This is a genomic window from Mesorhizobium sp. WSM4850 (assembly GCF_055811735.1).
This window is the reverse complement of the sequence record NZ_JBVVPV010000021.1, coordinates 63,232-79,852: the sequence shown is the minus strand read 5'-3', so window position 1 is coordinate 79,852 and position 16,621 is coordinate 63,232. Positions and strand designations below refer to the sequence as shown.

Annotated in this window: 13 protein-coding genes; 5 read left to right on the top strand and 8 right to left on the bottom strand. The window is 62.6% G+C overall.

What is annotated here, in order from left to right:
* Window position 1 precedes the first annotated feature (1 nt).
* Window positions 2–1,078: an ABC transporter ATP-binding protein gene (locus AC0L2Z_RS20045; RefSeq protein WP_128173295.1), complete on the top strand. Its 1,077-nt coding sequence runs from the start codon at window positions 2–4 to the stop codon at window positions 1,076–1,078.
* Window positions 1,079–1,168: 90 nt separating this feature from the next.
* Here AC0L2Z_RS20045 and AC0L2Z_RS20040 read toward each other — a convergent pair whose 3' ends face one another.
* The 6 genes from AC0L2Z_RS20040 to AC0L2Z_RS20015 all read right to left on the bottom strand — a co-directional run bounded on the left by AC0L2Z_RS20040 (window position 1,169) and on the right by AC0L2Z_RS20015 (window position 8,658).
* Window positions 1,169–2,677 (bottom strand): tripartite tricarboxylate transporter permease, encoded by a 1,509-nt coding sequence (locus AC0L2Z_RS20040; RefSeq protein ID WP_027151366.1) that lies wholly within the window; start codon window positions 2,675–2,677, stop codon window positions 1,169–1,171.
* 10 nt (window positions 2,678–2,687) lie between these two features.
* Window positions 2,688–3,149 (bottom strand): tripartite tricarboxylate transporter TctB family protein, encoded by a 462-nt coding sequence (locus tag AC0L2Z_RS20035; RefSeq protein WP_473629102.1) that lies wholly within the window; start codon window positions 3,147–3,149, stop codon window positions 2,688–2,690.
* Window positions 3,150–3,249: 100 nt separating this feature from the next.
* Window positions 3,250–4,224 carry a tripartite tricarboxylate transporter substrate-binding protein gene (locus AC0L2Z_RS20030; RefSeq protein WP_128173293.1) on the bottom strand — a complete coding sequence of 325 codons (975 nt, stop codon included), beginning with the start codon at window positions 4,222–4,224 and terminating at the stop codon, window positions 3,250–3,252.
* 259 nt (window positions 4,225–4,483) lie between these two features.
* Window positions 4,484–5,716 (bottom strand): mannonate dehydratase, encoded by a 1,233-nt coding sequence (gene uxuA / locus AC0L2Z_RS20025; RefSeq protein ID WP_473629101.1) that lies wholly within the window; start codon window positions 5,714–5,716, stop codon window positions 4,484–4,486.
* A gap of 261 nt (window positions 5,717–5,977) precedes the next feature.
* Complete coding sequence (locus AC0L2Z_RS20020) at window positions 5,978–7,084, bottom strand: glycosyltransferase (protein WP_473629100.1); 1,107 nt, start codon at window positions 7,082–7,084, stop codon at window positions 5,978–5,980.
* Between the two features lie 8 nt (window positions 7,085–7,092).
* Complete coding sequence (locus tag AC0L2Z_RS20015) at window positions 7,093–8,658, bottom strand: GumC family protein (RefSeq protein WP_473629099.1); 1,566 nt, start codon at window positions 8,656–8,658, stop codon at window positions 7,093–7,095.
* Between the two features lie 171 nt (window positions 8,659–8,829).
* On the opposite strand from AC0L2Z_RS20015, the gene AC0L2Z_RS20010 reads away from it, so the two are divergent.
* Window positions 8,830–10,137 (top strand): VpsF family polysaccharide biosynthesis protein, encoded by a 1,308-nt coding sequence (locus AC0L2Z_RS20010; protein ID WP_473629098.1) that lies wholly within the window; start codon window positions 8,830–8,832, stop codon window positions 10,135–10,137.
* A 17-nt stretch (window positions 10,138–10,154) separates the two neighbouring features.
* On the opposite strand, the gene AC0L2Z_RS20005 is transcribed toward AC0L2Z_RS20010, so the two are convergent.
* Entirely contained in the window at window positions 10,155–11,276 is a 1,122-nt protein-coding gene (locus AC0L2Z_RS20005; protein WP_473629097.1) for a glucosamine inositolphosphorylceramide transferase family protein, read from the bottom strand.
* A gap of 519 nt (window positions 11,277–11,795) precedes the next feature.
* On the opposite strand from AC0L2Z_RS20005, the gene wecB reads away from it, so the two are divergent.
* The 3 genes from wecB to AC0L2Z_RS19990 all read left to right on the top strand — a co-directional run bounded on the left by wecB (window position 11,796) and on the right by AC0L2Z_RS19990 (window position 15,074).
* On the top strand, window positions 11,796–12,950 hold the full coding sequence (gene wecB, locus AC0L2Z_RS20000) for a non-hydrolyzing UDP-N-acetylglucosamine 2-epimerase (RefSeq protein ID WP_473629096.1): 1,155 nt from the start codon (window positions 11,796–11,798) through the stop codon (window positions 12,948–12,950).
* Entirely contained in the window at window positions 12,943–14,274 is a 1,332-nt protein-coding gene (wecC, locus tag AC0L2Z_RS19995) for a UDP-N-acetyl-D-mannosamine dehydrogenase (RefSeq protein WP_473629095.1), read from the top strand. The genes wecB and wecC overlap by 8 nt, the downstream gene beginning before the upstream one ends.
* Window positions 14,275–14,360: 86 nt before the next feature.
* Window positions 14,361–15,074, top strand: a complete 714-nt coding sequence (locus tag AC0L2Z_RS19990) for a WecB/TagA/CpsF family glycosyltransferase (protein WP_473629094.1) — start codon at window positions 14,361–14,363, stop codon at window positions 15,072–15,074.
* Between the two features lie 104 nt (window positions 15,075–15,178).
* On the opposite strand, the gene AC0L2Z_RS19985 is transcribed toward AC0L2Z_RS19990, so the two are convergent.
* A complete protein-coding gene (locus AC0L2Z_RS19985; RefSeq protein ID WP_473629093.1) occupies window positions 15,179–16,618 on the bottom strand; it encodes a lipopolysaccharide biosynthesis protein in 1,440 nt (479 codons plus the stop codon).
* Window positions 16,619–16,621 lie beyond the last annotated feature (3 nt).

The following is a 16,621-nucleotide window of genomic DNA, read 5'->3' as shown; positions in this document are numbered from 1 at the left end:
TATGCGGGTCACCCTGTCCGATATCTACAAGTCCTTCGGCGCGGTCGAGGTGGTCAAAGGGCTCGACCTGGAGATCGAGGACGGCGAGTTCCTGGTGCTGCTCGGCCCTTCAGGCTGCGGCAAGACGACAGCGCTGCGCATGGTGGCCGGGCTTGAATCGGTGAGTTCCGGCCGCGTCCTCATCGGCGACCGCGACGTCACCCACGTGCTGCCCAAATATCGCGACGTGGCGATGGTGTTCCAGTCCTACGCGCTCTATCCGCACATGACGGTTGCCGAGAACATCGCATATCCGCTGAAGCTTCGTGGCGTGCCGCGCACTGAGCGCGACGCCGCCGTGCGCAGTGCCGCCGTCAAGGTGCATCTCGAGGAGTTCCTCGACCGCTATCCGCGGCAGCTTTCCGGCGGTCAGCGGCAACGCATCGCGCTCGCCCGCGCCATGGTGCGGCGGCCGAGCGTGTTCCTGATGGACGAGCCGCTCTCCAACCTCGACGCCAAGCTGCGCGGCCACATGCGTTCGGAACTGAAGCGCCTGCAGGCCGATCTGGGCGTGACGACGATCTACGTCACCCACGATCAGATCGAGGCCATGACCCTGGCGCACCGTGTTGCCATCATGAACCGCGGCGTCGTGCAGCAGATCGCAACGCCCCGTCAGATCTACGACGATCCGGCGAACCTGTTCGTCGCCGGCTTCATCGGCTCGCCGCCGATGAATTTTCTCCACGGTGAGCTGGTCGAGGGTAGCTTCGCCTGCGCGGAAGGGCGATTTGCGACCAGCGTTGCCGAAAGCCGTAAGAAGGTCACTGCCGGCCTCCGGCCCGAGGATTGCCGGGTCACGGCGCCATCGGAGGGCAAGATTGCGGCGCGAGTCTATGCCGTGGAACTGATCGGCGATCATACCTTGATCACCTGCCAGTTCGGTGGGGCCACCGTGACCGTCAAGGCCGACAAATCGGCGCACTACGACATGGATGAGCCGATCGGCATCACCTTCCAGGATGCCGCCGTCTTTCTGTTCGATGCGGAAACTGGGGCCCGCATTCGCGGCCGCGCCGGTAGACAGGCGGCCGCGTGACTTAAGTTCTTGTTTTTATGAATGTCGTTATCGCAAAACCGCTGCGCACCCTCGGGTCAGGCCCAAGGGCATGCTTTTGCGTGACATACATTAATTCTCCTCCACGAACACCTCTTCGCGCTTCTTCTTGACCGCCGGCAGGAAGACGATGACGAGCACGGCGAAGGCGATGAACAGCAGGCCGGCGCTGATCGGCCTCGTCACGAAGGTGGTCGGGTCGCCGCGCGCGAGAATCATGGCACGGCGCAGGTTTTCCTCGAGCAGCGGGCCGAGCACGAAGCCGAGCAGCAGCGGCGCCGGTTCGCAGCGCAGCTTGGTCAGGAGATAGCCGAGCAAGCCGAAGAAGGCGACGGCGTAGAGGTCGTAGATGTTGGTGTTGACGCTGTAAACGCCGATCGAGCAGAACGCCATGATGATCGGGAAGAGCACGTAGTAGGGGATCGTCAGGAGTTTCACCCAAAGCCCGATCAGCGGCAGGTTCAAGATGATCAGCATCAGATTGCCGATCCACATCGAGGCGATGATGCCCCAAAACAGCGCCGGCTGTTCGATCGCGACATTGGGGCCGGGCACGATGCCCTGAATGATCATCGCGCCGATCATCAGCGCCATGACCGGGTTGGCCGGAATGCCGAGCGTCAGCATCGGGATGAAGGAGGTCTGCGCACCGGCATTGTTGGCCGATTCCGGTCCGGCGACGCCTTCGACGGCGCCCTTGCCGAATTCCCCGGGGTTTTTCGAGATGCGTTTTTCGACCGTGTAGGAGGCAAAGGCTGCAAGGATCGCGCCGCCTCCCGGCAGGATGCCGAGCGCCGAACCGATGATGGTTCCGCGCACGATCGGCGCCGCCATGCGGCGAAAGTCGTCGCGGGTCGGCATCAGGCCGGAGACGCTTCGGATCATCACCGAGCGCTCGTGCTCGTTTTCGAGGTTGCGCAGGATCTCGGCGACGCCGAAGACGCCGACCGCCACCGCGACGAAATTCAGCCCGTCGGCATATTCGCGGATGCCGAGCGTGAAGCGCGGCGTGCCGGTGTAGATGTCGGTGCCGACGATGCCGAGCAGCAGGCCAAGCACGACCATCGCCAGCGCCTTGACGATCGAGCCGTGGGCGAGCGCAACGGACGAGACGAGGCCGACGATCATCAGCGAAAAATACTCGGCCGCGCCGAATTCCAGCGCGATCGCCGTCAGCGGCGGGGCAAAGACGGCGACGAGGAAGGTCGACACCGTGCCAGCGAAGAACGAGCCTATCGCCGCGATGGCGAGTGCCGCCCCGGCGCGGCCGTTCTTGGCCATCTGGTAGCCGTCGATGGCGGTGACGGCCGACGAGGATTCGCCAGGCATGTTGATGAGGATGGCGGTGGTCGAGCCGCCATATTGCGCGCCGTAATAGATGCCGGCGAGCATGATAAGGGAGGAAACCGGGTCGCCGATCTGGAAGGTGATCGGTAACAGCATGGCGATGGTGGCGGTGGCGCCGATACCGGGCAAAACGCCGATCAGCGTGCCGAGAAGGACGCCGATCAGGCAGAAACCGAGATTTGCCAGCGACGAGGCCGTCGAAAAACCAAGCGCGAGGTTGTCGAGGAGTTCCATGTTCATCTCCTCAAAACTGCAGCCACGGGCCGAAGCGCCGGAACGGCAGGCCGAGCGCATAGCTGAAGACGAGGAACGCAAACAGCGTCAGGCCGGCGGAGAGCGCGAGCGCCGTCAGCGGCCTCATGCGACCGCTGGCAAAGGATGCGATCAGCGCCGTCAGGAAGATCGAGGGGAGGAAGCCGAGACCGCGCACGGTCAGGCCGAAGAAGATCGGGGCAGGCAGGATGAACAGCATGCCGCGCCAGGCTACATGGCCGATCGGCTCGCTCTCGAAGCGCACCGCTTCGACGAGGATGACGGCGCCAAGCAGGATCAAAACGATTGCCAGGACCAGCGGGAAATAGCCCGGTCCCATGCGGAAGGCGGTGCCGATTTCGAGGTCGAGCGACTGCAGCGCGAAAAATCCGCCGAGAAAGATGAACAGCGCGGCGCATATGCCGTTGGTCGTGTCGATTGTGAAGGGTTTCATGACGTCCTCCCAGGCCCGCGCCGCGGGCGCGCCGATGCCGGTGTGAAAATGGGGCCGGTGTGAAAAAAACGGGGCGCTGGTGGGCGCCCCGTTCAAAATCTCAGTCGGCGTACTGGCCGGCGGCTTCGATGATCGGCTTCCAGCGCGCGATCTCGCCCTCCAGCTTGGCCTTCAGCGCGGCCGGAGTCGCATCAGCTTCAGGCGATGGCTTGGTGCCGAGTTCGGCGAAGCGGGCGACGACATTCGGGTCCTTCAGCGCGACCTGAAGCGACTTCGACAGGCGTTCGGTGACCTCGGTCGGCGTGCCCTTGGGCGCGTAGAGGCCGTGCCAGATGCCGACCTGCACCTCCGGGAGACCGGCTTCCGTCGTCGTCGGGACGTCCGGCAGAACATCGAGGCGTTCAGCCGAGGTGACGGCGTAGACCTTGATCGTGCCGCCCTGGATCTGCTTGGTGGTGTTGGTCGACTGATCGCACATGATGTCGACCTGGCCGCCGAGAAGGTCGGTCATGGCCGGTCCGGTGCCTTTGTAGGGCACGGTGACCAGCGGCGTGCCGATCGCGCTCATGAACAGCATGCCGCACAGATGCGAGGCCGCGCCTATGCCGGCATTGGCGACGGTGACGGTATCCTTGTTGGCCTTGGCGTAGTCGACCAGCCCCTTCAGGTCGGTCGGCTCGAGGTCCTTGCGGCCGACGACGGTCATCGGCACCTCGGTGACGAGGCCGACATATTCGAAGCTGTTCAGCGTGTCGTATGCGAGCTTTCTGTACAGCGTGGCGCTTGTCGCCATGCCGATATGATGGAGGAGAAGCGTATAGCCGTCGGGCTCGGCGCTCGCGACGCGACCGGCGCCCAGCGTGCCGCCGGCGCCGCCGACATTCTCGACGATGATCTGCTGGCCGAGATCCTTCGACATGGCTTCCGCGACGAGGCGCGTGACCGTGTCGGTCGGGCCGCCGGCCGAAAACGGCACCACCACGGTGATGGTGCGTTCGGGATAGGTTTGCGCGCCCGCGGCGAACGAATACAGCGTGACGGCGGCGGCGGCCAGAGCGGCGGCGAATCTTCTCATCTCAACTTCCTCCCAGGATATGAATTCCCAACCGCCTCCTGGAGTTCTTCTCAACACCGGCTGCGGGTGGACCAATAACTAGCGTAACCTAGCGGATTGCAATCGGACTCAAGCCGCATGGTGCTATTATACACAAGTCCGCGCAAATGGGTGAAAAGGTGCCGTCAGGCCGGAGGCGGACTGCCGGACGCCCAGCGGTCGAAGATGGCATGTTTAACGAGCACAGGTCGCGGACCGGCCTGTGGCATTTCCCTCTGGATTATGCGGTGTAAGTGGAGATCGGCTCTCCTGATGTCGACCTGCGAATGGCATGTTCGACGCCGCGAAGCTCGGCCAATCCCTTGAGCCGGCCGATGGCCGGATAGCCGGGCTGCGCCCCGCGCGTCAGGTCATCGAGGATATCCTGGCCATGGTCGGGGCGCATCGGGATGATGGCGTCCGGGCGGCCCTTCACTTTGCGCCGCGCTTCCTCGTGAAGCAGCGCCGCCACCACCGCCACCATGTCGGTGTCGCCGGCAAGGTGCTCGTCCTCGTGGAACGAGCAGGGGGTGCCGGCCGCTTCCTTGCGCACATTGCGCAGATGGGCGAAATGGATTTTTGGCCCCATGCGCTCGATCATGCCGGGCAGATCATTATCGGGTCTTGCGCCGAGCGATCCGGTGCACAGCGTCGCGCCGTTGGCCGGGCTGTCGACTGCGTCCAGAACGTAGCTGTAGTCGGCCTCGGTCGACATGATGCGCGGCAGGCCGAGCAGCGGAAACGGCGGATCATCGGGGTGGCAGCAGAGTCGCAGGCCGAGGTGTTCGGCCGTGGGCACGACCTCCGCCAGGAAATCGACGAAATGCCGGCGCAGGGTTGTTGCGTCGATGCGGTCATAGTTTGACAGTTGAGCCGCGAGGCCGTCGAGAGACGTGTCTTCGGTCGAGCCGGGCAGGCCGGAATTGACGCTTCTTGCCAGAATCTTGCGCGCATGGTCATCCATTTGCGCATATCGGCGCGCCGCCTCGGCGGCGATCTCCGGTGTGTAGTCGCCGGGCGCCGCCTGGCGTTTCAGAATATGGATGTCGAATGCGGCGAAGTCGATCAGATCGAAGCGCATGGTGGTGCCGCCATGCGGCAGGCGCCAGGCAAGATCGGTGCGGGTCCAATCGAGCACGGGCATGAAATTGTAGCAGATGACCGAAATGCCGGCTCGCGCCAGGTTTTCCAGCGATGTCCTGTAGTTGGCAAGATGGCTGCGCCATTCGCCGACCTGCGTCTTGATCGATTCGGAAACCGGCAGGCTTTCGACAATCTCCCAGGTCAGTTCGCTTGCGCTTCCATCCGGCAAGGATGCTACTTCGCGCTGACGCCTTTCGATTTCGGCGGGCAGCCAGACGGCGCCGTGAGGAACGTGGTGAAGGGCCGTGACGATGCCTTGCGCCCCGGCTTGACGCGCGTCCGCAATCGTCACCTTGTCGACCGGGCCGAACCAACGCCACACATGTCTCATTCGAACACTCCTTTAAAAAGAATCGCCGTGCGGCCCGCCCGCGCTCCTGCCGCGGTGACCGACCTGCTGCTTTTCTTCATCCGCTGCTATCAGATTCCGGTGTCGGCGCGAATGGCGATAGCGGCTGACGGCAATCGACGCCAGCGCGAAGTTCTAGGCTAAAGCGAGTCGTGTCTGAAGGGATTCATGCGACGCGCTTTAAGTCTTTGTTTTTGTGCATGTCGTTGACCCAAACCGCTGCGCACTTTTGGGCGACATGCATTAGAGCAGCGCTTCGTACAGATCGCCGATCTTTTCAACTTCGAAATCCGCCGCCCTGCTTTTCAGGATGGCGGCAGAAGTGGGGTGGTCCAGCATGTCAGCCATCGCCTTTGCCATAGCCGCGGCATCGCCGACCGGCACCAGGACGCCGAAACGACCGTCACCGAGAATCTCGCGCGGACCATGTGGCGCATCTGTGGAGACTACCGGGACGCCCGCAGCCATGGCCTCGACCAGCACATTGCCAAAGCCTTCGCTCGTCGAGGAAAGGACGAACAGATCGGCTGCGGCATAACAGGCGGCTGGGTCGTTGACGTAGCCAGCAAAGAGCACGTCCGCGCCGATACCGGTTTCCTCGGCATAGGCGCGCAATTCGATAGTCAGCGGACCTTCGCCGAAGATGACAAGCCGAGCGCGGCGGCCGGCGCGCAGGATGGCGAAAGCCCGCAGCAAGGTCCGATGGTCCTTGACTGGCACCAGGCGCCCGGCGGTGGCGATGACCGGGCCATCGCCTATCGTCGCCAGCTGTGCCTGCCATGCATGGGAATCTTGTTCGAGCGTCGCAACCGGCGGCAGCGGATTGTTAATGACGACAATCTTGGATTTGGGAAAGCCGCGGGCCGCAATGTCGCGGCCGACACCCGCTGAGACGGCGATGGCTTTGGTTGCGCGCGCTGCAACCAGCGCGGAAAGCCAGACCGCTATTCTCGCGCCGAGGCTGCTGGAAGGCAGTGAGGCGGCTGCGTGGAAGCTTGGAAAGAACCGCGCCCGGCTTCGCGCCAGGAGAAGCGCCAGCGCCACGACCAGATTGGCAAATTCCGGGGCGCTGTAGACCGCATGCGGACCAAGGCGGCTGAACAAACCTGCGCTTCGCACGATGGCTTTCAGCGTCTCCCACTTGCCGTAACCTTCGCCCTGGATGGGAAGGTCGAAATCGACCAGATGCACGGCGGGGGAGCGCAGCGCGGCGTTGGGTCCTTGCGCGTTCCAGGTAAAAAGGGTGACATCGTGCCCACGCGATGCCAATTCATTTGCCATGAGGACGAAGACACGCTCGGCGCCGCCGCCCCTGAGACTGGCGATGTGAAAGACAATGCGCTTCGCCATGCCTGGATTCAGGCTCGGCTGACGCCGATGCCTGATCGGTTCGGCGGCTGGCGCATGTCGCGAACGATACCCATGGCAATGGCCAGCAGCATGCCCAGAGCAAAGCCGGCGAAAGCTCCCAGGCCTGCCGTCACAGGGGTGCGGGGCGGCCATGAGCGACCCGGTGGCGGCACGGCGGTGGAAATCACCTGCACATTGGTGGTGTCGATCTGCTCGCGCTCGGTGATTTGGCGCGCGCGAGACAGGAAGCTTTCATAGACCGCCCTTCTCGAGGCGGCGTCGCGTTCAAGCTCACGCAGGGCGACCTGGGACTCGCTGTCGGTGAAAACGTTATTCTTCAGAGCGTTCATCCTGGCGGTGAGAGAAGCCAACGAGGCGTTGGCCTTGTCCAGGTTGGCTTTTGCCGTGCCGACCGTGCGGGAGAACTCCGCCCTGAGTTGAGAACTGACGGTTTCGAATTCTGTCCTGAGCCGGACGATCGTCGGGTGGCGCGGACCAAAGGTCATGGACTGAGAATCGATCTGCTGCCGCAAGCCATTCGCCTTGTCGCGCAGCACTGAGAGTGCTGCCGAAACCGCGGGGTCAGGATTGGCCCCATTGACACCGGAAGCAACCAAGGCGTCGTAACTTGCCTGCGCCGCGATGACGCGCGATTGCGCCTCGCCAATTTCGCTATTGAGCTGCGTCATCGTCTGCGAACTGACAAGCTGGCCATTGCTGGCCGACAAATTGTGGCTGCGCCTGTAGCTCTCGACCTTCTCTTCGGCTGCCTGCACGTCGCGCTTGAGTTGGCCGAGCCGGCCCTCAAGAGCAGCTGCGGCACGGCCGGCGCCAGCAGCTTCGGCCGTGGCCAGTTCTTCCTGGAAAGCCTTCACCATGGCTTGCGAGATCAGGATCGCCTTGCCGGTGGTTTCTGCCGATACCGCGAGGGTTGTGACGAACGAGGTTTCATCTGCAGCGACGCTGACCCGCTGCGCCAGGCTTTTCTGGGCGACAAGCTTCGGATCGGACTTGCCGCCACTCACTGCAGCACCAGAGGTGGAAGCGGTCTGGTCCGGATCGAAAAACTCCGGATCGTTGGCGAGACCGAGTTCGTCCACCACACGTGCAAGCACGTTGCCGGAGGTCAAGATGCGCTGCTTGCTGCGCGCGTTCAGTATTTGGCTGTCGACCTGGCCCGGTTGCGAGTAGACATCGTTTTCCACAACCTGCAAATTGGCAGGATTGATGAGGATTTCCGTCGTGACGGTATAACGCTGTTTGCTGAGCAATCCGTAGGCGGCGCCGATGACGCCGCCGGCCACCGCCAGCATCAATGCCCAGACGAGCCCGGCACGCAGCCAGACAAAAAGGCGTCGAAAATCGAGCTCGAGGAAATCGCCGATCTTGTCGAGCGTCACAGTCGGGACAGGCTCGGGCGTGGGCGGAGTGACAGGGGCGGAGGGGCGCGCCGTGACCGGAGCATCCTGTTGCAGCCTTGCCCTGCTGGCGCGCCGCGCATTGGCGATCCGCTCGAATGCGCTGATATTGGAATCCGCTGTAGGGGGAGGGGTTGTGCCGGAAGCGGCAGACATGGCGCTAACTCTGGTTATTCGCTACGCGGACCAGCACTACAGAAAGATCGTTAACATGTCATTTTCCAAGTTGGCATATTTTGCCGAGTCACGCACCGCGTCCGTTCAGCGGCCCCTTGAATGGATCTCGTTGGCCAGAATGCCGTTTGAATACCTTCACTTGGATCGGCCATGAGCTATCCAGCTGCCGTATCGGAACGATCCAGCCAGGCGCGCCGTCAGAACGCGCTCTCGCTTCTGTTTTTCCTGTGCGCGGCGTTGGCGTTCCTGCTCCGCTTCACGGTCTCACCGCAGATCATGAACATGGTCGTCGACTATACCGCCGACGGTGGTTCATTCTACGAGAAACTGCATGTCGGCACCTATGCTATCTTTCTGCTGCTTCCTATCGTTCTTTTCAGCCGACCGTTTCTGCTGCAGGGCGACGAAATTGGAATCTTCAAGGCTTTGCTGCTCTATTCTGCGGTGATTTTCGCGCTGGTGCCGTATCTGTTCATCACCGGCCGCGCCGGCTCCTCCGGGTTTATCATCGATACCTATCTGGTGGCGGGCGCCGCAGGCCTGTTGATGCTGGCCCTGAACGCGCAAGTGCGGCGTGCCTTGGGCGACCTCGTGCTTGGGATGGTGGTCCTCAGCGCTGTGATGGGCACGATCGAAGCGATGACTCAACATCGGTTTCTGCCCTACGGTCTCAACGAACTGCAGTTCAGGCCGATCGGGCTATCGGCGCACCCGCTGGCCCTGGGCGCGCTCTGCGCCACAGTCATCGGGTTCGTACCGCTGACGAACTGGCGCATATGGGTTCGGGTGCTGGCGATCTTCGTATTGCTCGTCGGCTGTGCTGCATCAGGCGCCCGCGCCGCCCTGTTGCTCGCTGCCGCAGAAACCCTCATCCTGCTGATGTTCGTGCCCTGGCCGCGCCTGTCGCTCAAGCATCAGCGGCAGGCCAAGTCTGTCGTGCTGCTGTTCGCCGTGGCGGGCGGCGCAGTGCTGGTGGCCATACTGTTTTCGGGCGGGCTGCTGAACCGATTCGGCAACACGATCTTTGACGAAAACTTCATGGCGCGGGTGACGATCTACCAGGTGTTCGGACTTGTCAGCTGGAAAGACATCCTGTTCGGCATGAACGTCGACGACCTGTTGGCAATCGTCAACGAGAAGTTGCATCTGCCCTACATCGAGAGCGCGCCGGTGGTCATCATCATGCTCTTCGGCTTGCCGATAGCCGTGCTCTTTATCGTGCTGGTATTCTGGTTCATTTTTCGGTTGCTGCGCGGGGCGCCGCTGCCGGCATGGATCGGCACTATGACGTTCCTGCTTGCTGCGCTGTCGAACAACGCGCTTTCGTCAAAATCGCCGGAGATCACCATTATCGTGGTGTTGCTGCTTGCCTATAGAAACGCCCCGTTTCGAAGCGGGCCGGCGAGCATACTGTCGGCCGCGGCTGCATCCAAGCCAATACTGAATCGGCCTGGATAGCGCAGGCTGCAGACGCGTCAGCCGGCGCTATCCACAACCTCGACATTGCCTGCGCGGTTGAGCGTGTGAATGCCCGTGCGGGCCCATGCCGGCCCCGGGCCGATCGGGCGGGGCGGCGCAAAACGGACGTCGAAATCGTCAAGCCGTTCCAATCGCATCAACCCGAGACCGCCGCCATAGGCTCTCGAGCCGTTTTGCACCGGCAGCACCGGGGCGTCACCGTGGCGGATGAAGGCGCCGCCGGGCCGAGCGGCCGAGTGATCGACGGCGATGGGATTGAGCGCATGCGCAACCCACGGCCCGCGCAGCGAGGGTGCGGAATAGACCGCCATCGTGTCCGACGCGCTGCCATAACCGAACCGCTCCGTCCCCAACAGCCAGAAGCGGCCGGCCGATTCGAGCAGCGTGGCATCATTGAAATCCTTGTCCGTCAACAGCACGGTGTCGCGTACCCAGCGATCTGGAAACTGCGCGGCGCGGTAGAGCACAAGCTCGCGCGCCGCCGCACTTTCAGGAATCATGAAAATCTCGCCGGCGTGAGCGAACACCTGCGGATACGACAGGTGGTGCTTTTCCTCCAGTACCACCCTCGGTACGCCGAAGTTGCCGTCGGCGCCCAGTTCGGCGACAGAAATCACGCCGCGACCGGTAGCGTAGGGAAATTCCTCAACAAACAGATAGTGGCGGCCATCCCGCTCGAGGACGAACGGATCGGCATAGAATCGCTGGCCATCGTCCGCGAGGACGGTGAACGGCTTACCGTCGAGTTGCCCGGTTTCGGCGACACCTGGCCCGTCGATCAGCCGATAGGCAACCTGCCAATAGAAGGGACGTCGTCCAAGCCTGAGTTTTTGCACGGCGCGATCGAGCAACCCGCGGCAGAAAAAGGGCAGATAGTGCCGGACAAAACCGGCGTTCCTCAGCATCGGCGCCGGACTATCGGCAATTGGCGCAAGTTCGCCCGCGGCAAAACGGGCAACGCTTTGCGCAACCAGCGAGATGGCCCCAGCGAGCAGGTCGTTGCAGCTGCGAGACAGCCAGAGCCGGTCGCCGAGCATCGGTCGGCCCCGGGTGACTGTGACGCCGTCGAGGCGCACGGCAAGTTCGGGCAATCGCCCGCTCGCCAGCGTCTCGGCCACACCGGCAGGGAAGCTGCTGCGGCCGCAAAATTCGAGCGTCATAACCGGCGTGCCTCGCCGTGCGAAAGTGCCGGTAAGATCGACCACGAGTTCGGCCGGACCAGAACCGCCAGACGGCAACGGCTCGGAGCGGCTTGCCAATGAGGGACCGAAGCGCCGGCTCTCGATCGCCAGCACACTATCCAGGCCGCGTGCGATCGGCGCAGGCGTCGGCGCGCGGCCGCTCGAAACCACGTGACCGCCTGCGCTCAACCGCACCAGAAGCGCATTTTCCCAGCGCCGAGATCCGACCGTGTGGCCGATAATTAAAATATTAGTCAATCGAATATATTCTTTTTCAAGACTACTCTGCCAGGATACCTATCGGTTCAGGCTTTCATAAGAGTTACCGGGGCGAACGTGGGCTTGGCTGTTAATCATATATTAAGATTTAAGGTAACGGAGGCGGCTTCTGCCGCTATTATAGCTCGTGGCGAATAATCGGCAGGTCGCGACGCCTTCTGGCGACCAGGATCAGCAATGAACATCCTTTCACATCCAAAACTGCCGTCCAGGCAAAAACTGCTGATCGTGTTCGGCACCAGGCCTGAGGCGCTCAAATGCTTTCCGGTGGTGCGTGCCGCGCTTGCCCATCCAGGTTTCATCACCGAGACATGCATCACCGGCCAGCATCGCGAGATGGTCGACCAGGTCATCGAACTGACCGGCCTGCCGGTGCATCATGATCTCAACATCATGCAGCCCGGCCAGACATTGTTCGACGTGACCTCGCGCGTGCTGCTGGGCATGGCCGAAGTGCTGGAGCAGGCGAAGCCTGATATCGTCCTCGTGCAAGGCGACACGACCACGGCGATGACTGCGGCTTTGGCTGCCTTCTACAAGCGCATCCCGGTCGCCCATATCGAGGCCGGATTGCGCAGCCACAATATCAACTCTCCGTTTCCAGAGGAACTGAACCGCAAGATTGCCGGCGATATCGCGACCTGGCATTTCGCGCCGACCATCCAGGCGCGCGACAATCTCATCGCCGAAGGAAAGGCTGCGAGCACCATCTTCGTGACCGGCAACACGGTGATAGACACGCTGTTGCATTTTTCCGGCGCGATCGACGCCGACAGTCTGATGAGCGCAAAACTCGCCGCCGGTTTCCCGTTCCTCGATCCGGCCAAGAAAATGGTGCTCGTCACAGGTCATCGTCGTGAGAATTTCGACGGCGGCATCCATCGTATCTGCACGGCGCTGAAGGGGCTGGCAATGCGCGAGGACGTGCAGATCGTCTATCCGGTCCATCCCAACCCCAATGTGCGCTCGGTGGTCAACGCAGAACTGGGCGGCGTGCCGAACATCCACCTGGTCGACCCGCAGGACTATCTGCCGTTCCTGTTCCTGCAGAAGCAGAGCTATCTGGTGCTGACCGATAGCGGCGGCGTGCAGGAAGAAGCGCCTTCGCTCGGCAAGCCGGTGCTGGTGATGCGTGAGAATACCGAGCGGCCCGAGGGGATCGCGGCGGGCACCGCCCGTCTCGTCGGCACCGATATCCAAAAGATCCTGTTGAATGCCAACAGCCTCCTCGACGACCAGGAGGCCTATCGCGGCATGGCGGAACGACACAACCCATATGGCGATGGCCGGGCCAGTAACCGGATCGTTGAGGAACTGCTGCATCATGGCTGAGATCAAGACCGTTTCCGTTATCGGCATGGGCTATATCGGCCTGCCGACCTGTGCCATCTTCGCCAGTCGTGGGCTCGACGTCATTGGCGTCGACATCAACGAAGCGGTGGTCGAGAAGGTCAATCGCGGCGAGATCCACATCGTCGAGCCGGACCTCGACGGTCTGATCCAGAAGGTTGTAGGCAACGGCAAGCTCAGGGCTTTCTCGACGCCGCAGCCGGCGGACGCCTTTGTCATCGCCGTGCCTACCCCGATAACCGAGGACCACAAGCCTGACGTGAGTTATGTGCTCGCGGCGGCACGAAGCATCGCCTCGGTGCTGAAGCGGGGAGACCTTGTGGTGTTGGAATCGACATCGCCGGTCGGCACGACGCGCATCATGACGGGACTGCTTGCCGAGTTGCGGCCCGATCTCAAATTTCCTCTCGCGCATGGCGAACAGGCCGATGTCCTGGTCGCCTACTCGCCCGAGCGGGTGTTGCCGGGAAAGGTCCTAACCGAGCTGATCAACAACGATCGCTCAATCGGCGGACTATCGCGCAAGTCGTCGGAACGCACCGCTGCACTCTATTCAACCTTTGTTGCCGGCGACCTGTTCACGACCCAGGCCGAAAGCGCGGAACTGGTGAAGTTGACCGAGAATGCGTTCCGCGACGTCAACATCGCCTTTGCCAACGAGCTTGCGGCAGTGTGCCAGGATCTGTCGCTCAACGTCTGGGAGGTGATCGATCTCGCCAACCGGCACCCCCGCGTGAACATCCTGCAGCCGAGCCCGGGGGTCGGCGGCCACTGCATTGCGGTCGATCCGTATTTTATCATCGATGCCGCGCCCAACAGCACGCGGCTGATGGCTTCGGCACGCCGGATCAATTCCGAGCGTCCGTTGTCGGTGGTCAGGGATATACAAGCCTTGCTCGACCCGTCCCGCAAACAGACGATCGCTTGTCTTGGCCTCAGCTTCAAACCCAATATCGACGATATGCGCGAGAGCCCGGCCGTCGAGGTGGTGAAGCTTTTGTCGGATATTCCCAACCTGAAGATCATTGCGGCTGAACCCAACGCACACAGGCTGCCGCATGAGCTCGAGGGCAAGGGCATCGTCTTCACCGATGCGCTTTCCGCCATCGACCAGTGCGATATCGTCGTCCTGCTGGTCGACCATCGGCAGTTCAATCTGGTTGATCCCGAAGCGCTCAAGGACAAGAAGCTCATCGACACCAGGGGTTTGTGGACCTGGCGCAAGGCACGCAAGCCCGACGCCCGCATCGAAGGCAAGAAATCAGCGCTCGAGGCGCTTCCTGCAAGTGCAGAGGAGGCCGCATGAACGCGCACGACCCGGCATGGGCGCAGCATCGCCTGTTGGCGTCGCGGCGCCGGGAATTCCTTGGCGCGCCGATCCATGCGCTGACCATGGCCGAGACGCTGGCCATCGCCGATGAGGCGATGACCCTGCGGCGGCCGCTGCATCATGTGGTGGTGAATGTCGCCAAGCTTGTGAACATGCGCGACAATAGCGAGCTGCGGGAGGATGTGGCGACGGCGGATGTGATCAACGTCGACGGCATCGGCGTGCTTTGGGGGGCGCGTCTTTGCGGCGTTGCGCTGCCGGAGCGGGTGGCCGGCGTCGACATCATGATCAATCTGCTGAGCCTCTGCGCGAAGCGTGGCTTCAGGCCCTTCCTCCTGGGCGCCGAACAATCCGTTCTCGATGCCGTTGGAATGCGACTTGCCAAGGATCATCCGGGTCTCGTCGTCGCCGGCATGCGCAATGGCTATTTCAAGCCGGAAGACGAGGCCGGCATCGTCGAGGCGATCAACGCCTCGGGGGCCAACTGCCTGTTGGTGGCGATGCCGACGCCGCGCAAGGAGCGCTTTATCAAGCGCTATCGTGACGAACTCACCCCGAGTTTCGTCATGGGCGTGGGCGGCAGTTTCGATGTCTATGGCGGCAAGGTTGCCCGGGCGCCAAAACTGGTTCAAGCGGCCGGTCTGGAGTGGTTGTTTCGCGTGGCGCAGGAGCCGCGACGCTTGTGGCGCCGCTACTATGACACCAACGCCGCCTACGCGGCGCTGCTGTGCCGGGAGTTATGGGGCCGTCGGGGACGCCGGAAGGTCGGTCCATAAATAGCGATTGCCAGGGCGCCGACCCTGGGCTGCTGCGTCGGTCCGAAGTCGGAGCCGCCTTTTCCAGGACTATGGCACGGCAATTTGGCAAATGCCGTTGCGGCCTAGGCGAGCCTTAGCCGCGCCCTCAGCTTGGCTACGAATTGCATCGCGGCGGCAGGGTAGACCAGCCAGGTCAGCCCGAAGAAAACCACTGTGCCAGCGGCGCCGCCCGCGACGAGCGAGAAGATGGCCGGCATATCGCCGAACAGAGCGCTGGCAAGGCCGGCGGCCAGCCCCGTGCTGGTCGAGATGACGACCGACATGCCGATGTCGCGCCATGGCACCGGCACCGGCGTCAGCCGTTCGCTGATGATGATGCAGGCTAAAAGGCCTGCCAGCGATCCGCCCGCCAGCGCCAAAGCAGCGCCGACCTCCGCCATCGGCGGGATCAACAGCACGGACAATGCGATTGTCGCCACCGAGCCGAAGGAATTGGCGATGATCAGCAGCCACGGCCGCTTGTGTGCGTGCACCACGGTGCCATAGACGAAGCTGGCGAGATTGGCACACAGCACACTGAAGGCGATGATCGGAAAGAGCAGGCCGAAACGGCCGTGATACTCGGCGGGCAGCAGGAGTTGCGTGATATCGCTGCTGAGTGCGACCAGCATCGCTGCAACCGGCAGGCAAAGGCGCATCATCAAGGCCATCAATTGCGACAGCAGCCGGCCCGATGCCGCGGGCCCGTCGTCGTCGAACCGGCTGACCACCTCGGGAAAGGCGCCCATGTTGATGGAATTGGCAACCATATCGATCGGCTGGCGGGCCAGTGCATAGGCTGCAGCGAAGATCGCGACTGCGCCGGCATCGTAATAGATCTTGAGGAACACACGCTCGGCGCTGTGCAGGCCGAAGCCTACCAGCGCCATGATGACCAGGGGCACGCCGAGGACGAAGAACTCCTTTTGGGTGAAGCGTGGCGGACCGGCAACGACGCGTCGGGATGCCATGATGCCCGTTACGATGCCGGCGACCAAAACACCAAGGCTCGAGCCGAGCGATACCGTCAGAAAGGAATCTTGAAACATGACGATGGCGCCGATCGGCAGCGCCAGCTGCAGCACGGCGCGCAGGAACTCGAGCATCGAATAGACCGAATGACGCTGCTGCATCTGCAGCACCGTCAACGCGTAGCGGCCGATGGAACCGGCGATCAGGTAGCTGCAGACGGCGATCGCGAACTCGACCCAGCGCTCCGGCACGATCACTGCAGAGGCGATCACGGATATGATCAGCGCCAGCGCCGTGCTGGCAAGCAACACCCGCCCGGCCAGCATCAGGCTGCCGCGGCTGACGTCGCCTTTGCCGCCAAGCCTGAGCAAAGCGATGCGCAGCCAGTTGGTGACCGCAATGTCGGTCATTTCGCCGACGGTCACCACAAGGGTCAGCAGCCCATACTCGGTCTGGTCGATCAACCGCGTCACGATGACCAGCAGGAGCAGCGCGGAAATCCGCGTCAGCAGGATCGCCGGGGCATAGATGAGCGTGGAGCGCAGCAGCAAAGG